General features: G+C 46.0%; 5 protein-coding genes. All 5 read left to right on the top strand.

Annotated elements, in window-relative coordinates:
* Window positions 1-211: hypothetical protein (locus tag AB4484_RS24005; RefSeq protein ID WP_372080705.1), on the top strand; the 211-nt coding region annotated here is incomplete at its 5' end.
* A gap of 81 nt (window positions 212-292) precedes the next feature.
* Window positions 293-715: a DUF1281 domain-containing protein gene (locus AB4484_RS24000; protein ID WP_372080703.1), complete on the top strand. Its 423-nt coding sequence runs from the start codon at window positions 293-295 to the stop codon at window positions 713-715.
* A 153-nt stretch (window positions 716-868) separates the two neighbouring features.
* Entirely contained in the window at window positions 869-1213 is a 345-nt protein-coding gene (locus AB4484_RS23995) for a hypothetical protein (RefSeq protein WP_372080701.1), read from the top strand.
* A 15-nt stretch (window positions 1214-1228) separates the two neighbouring features.
* Window positions 1229-1417, top strand: coding sequence for a hypothetical protein (locus AB4484_RS23990; RefSeq protein WP_372080699.1), 189 nt, complete (start codon window positions 1229-1231; stop codon window positions 1415-1417).
* Window positions 1418-2070: 653 nt separating this feature from the next.
* The gene (locus AB4484_RS23985; protein ID WP_372080697.1) at window positions 2071-2499 is read left to right on the top strand and encodes a hypothetical protein; all 429 of its coding nucleotides are present in this window, start codon (window positions 2071-2073) and stop codon (window positions 2497-2499) included.
* Window positions 2500-2506 lie beyond the last annotated feature (7 nt).

The following is a 2506-nucleotide window of genomic DNA, read 5'->3' as shown; positions in this document are numbered from 1 at the left end:
TTGCAGGGCACCGCTTCTGTCATGGGTTGGGTGTTCTGCTACTGACGAGGAGTTCACCATGATGATAGCCGTACCTATCAATATATTGATGTTACTTTTGAAGCAATCCGATCTGCATTCTGCCGAAATGCGACTCCATGATCATATGGAGCGTGTGAAGAAAGAGTTGAGAGAAGAGATTCAAAGACAATCATCACAATGTAAAAAGTAAAGCGCTTGCGCTGACCACCCCTATCGGGACGCTCCCGATAGGTGGCGTCCCTTTTTTTTGATTTAATGAAAGGAAAAGACGATGCCAAACTGGTGTGTAAACAAAATTGAGTTATCTGGACGCAGTGCTGCAACGGTAAAAGTGTATTGGGATGAGAGGAATGAAAAATCGTTTCGTTATCGCCAAGCGCTTCATCAAGCGTTACACCTCTTTGTTGCAGGTGTGGGTAGAGTGTTATTGCCAACGAAGGCGGTTGAGTTTTCGCCTTACCCTAATTGGTTGAGTGAGGATTGGCTGGCTTTGCCAGACTGCGACAAAGCCGCGTACTATGACCAATTTGTCTCATTAATGGTGTCAGACCCTCGTTTAACGGATGAGGTTTGCGAGCATATCAATGAGATATATTCAGCGTGTCAGTTGGAAAAAATGGAGTGGCGCTCTTTGATGCAAGCGCAGCAAGTGAGTATCACTGAATTTTTGAAAACGGCTGGCTTCTGGCCTTAGGGAGAGCTGAGTCAAGAGCAATGTTCGACACTTTGGTCTGAGTTAGCCACTCCTTCCACTCTTGATGAAACCCAACTGGACTTACGGGAAATTGTTCGTCCTAGATTGTGGGTAGAGTTGGGGGGATTCAATGGCAAGGGGCTGCATGGTGTTATGTCTGGTTACGATGCCAACGTTCAAGATCTCGGTACCAAATGGGAGATTGTAACGGTGAGCCTGAATCTCATGACGGAACGATGTGTTAGTATGGAGTTTGATACAGCTTGGGGCTCGTGCTCTGAATGGGCAGAATCCTTTGCCGACAGATTTGATTTGGATCTGATACATACGTATTGTGAAGCTGGGTGTGGTTTTTGCGGTCAAGCTTTCTATGAGAATGGCGTGGTCATTGATACCTGCTCTGACGCACTAGAGTTGTCTGAAGAAAAGGATGTGTACGGGGATCGCGATGTTGTAGGGCCTGATTATGTATTATCCTTATCGTCCTATGGTGGTTGAGCCTTTGAGGGAATAATGACTGATAAAGAAAATGAAACGAACAATATACCTGAAATCGAGCAAGCTAAGATAAGGCAGATAAATTCAGAAATTCGACTGAGGGAGTTTGGTTTTTGCCAAAGGTGGCTTATAATTTGGCTAACTGTTGGTGGTGTTCTCAAATTTGAAATCGTAAAAGAGGTAGCCTCATGGATAAGTGGATAGAAAACAACATGGCGTTAACGACGATTATCATTATGATCACTGGTTTGACGATGGGTTTTGTCCTTTTCTGACATTTTAGTTGTATTAATTAATCACTCAAACGCCTCCTTGTGAGGCGTTTTCTCTTTCTGCAAAACAGGACTCTATGCCGTCCTACGGGCTTCGCCCTACCTGCAAAGCCAATAAGATAAGAAAATGCTGCGCTTATTTCCTTATCTCATCAACTTTCAGTGAATCCTTTCTCTCATTTAAATAAATGCACTTCTTTTTGCACCGCATTGGTGCAACCAACACTCCTCAGCAAAACTCACTCACAGGTATATAAAAAGTCAAGGATTAGGCGGCACTATTTTTCTACTATTTTCGTGCCGTCTAATCCGTGACTCTCGATCTGAACTTGGTATCGTTTCCTTATTGAACAACAACAAGGAAAAGAACATGAAAGCGATACCTTGTGCCATTGGCGTACTGACGTTAGTCGGATGCGCGAGTGAGCCGCCGCCTGTTATCCCAGAGCCCATGGCGCCAATGAATGTGCGCACGGCGCCCGATTTACAACAAAGCGCCATGATAAAGACCTCACGCTACACCCTGGTCGCTCAACCTTTAAAGTCAAAGTGGGGGAAACCTATCGAACGGCGCTCCTTCGCTGGATGAATCGCGGTGGCATTAAGCATGTTGCCATTGCCAAAGTCCCTCAATTTCAAGAGGCGCTCTCTCAATCGGCTCATGAAGCATTTGTGAAAGAGGGCACGCTAGGTCAAGCCGTGGCCGCGCTCTCTTATCAAGTGGATGGACTCGATGCGCTCACCTACACCCCTAAGCCTTCATTAGAGATGGCGGCACTTCACCCTTACAAGCGTGACGCTGTCACACTGTTTTTATTGCAAGGTAAGACCCTGTCACAAGCGGGCGCCTTTGCAGCAAAACAATACGGTTGGAAATGGCAAGCGCAGCCAGATTTACCCGATTACCGCTTTGACCAAGTTTACCCAATGGTCACCAAGCGCGGTGACATCAATCAAGCCATGAATGAAATCCTGGCCTCTTACCCACTGAAAGTGCAGCGCCTTGATGTTTAGCGATTTC

It is taken from the genome of Vibrio sp. 10N.261.46.A3 (assembly GCF_041472995.1).
GTDB classification, from domain to species: domain Bacteria; phylum Pseudomonadota; class Gammaproteobacteria; order Enterobacterales; family Vibrionaceae; genus Vibrio; species Vibrio coralliirubri.
Note: the sequence above shows the minus strand (reverse complement) of the source record. Positions and strands in the feature narration are given on the sequence as shown.

Excerpts from the sequence above, each read along its gene's own strand:
- AB4484_RS24000 (WP_372080703.1), top strand. The coding sequence starts at position 293 with ATGCCAAACTGGTGTGTAAACAAAATTGAGTTATCTGGACGCAGTGCT.
- AB4484_RS23985 (WP_372080697.1), top strand. The coding sequence starts at position 2,071 with ATGAATCGCGGTGGCATTAAGCATGTTGCCATTGCCAAAGTCCCTCAA.
- AB4484_RS23995 (WP_372080701.1), top strand. The coding sequence starts at position 869 with ATGTCTGGTTACGATGCCAACGTTCAAGATCTCGGTACCAAATGGGAG.
- AB4484_RS23990 (WP_372080699.1), top strand. The coding sequence starts at position 1,229 with ATGACTGATAAAGAAAATGAAACGAACAATATACCTGAAATCGAGCAA.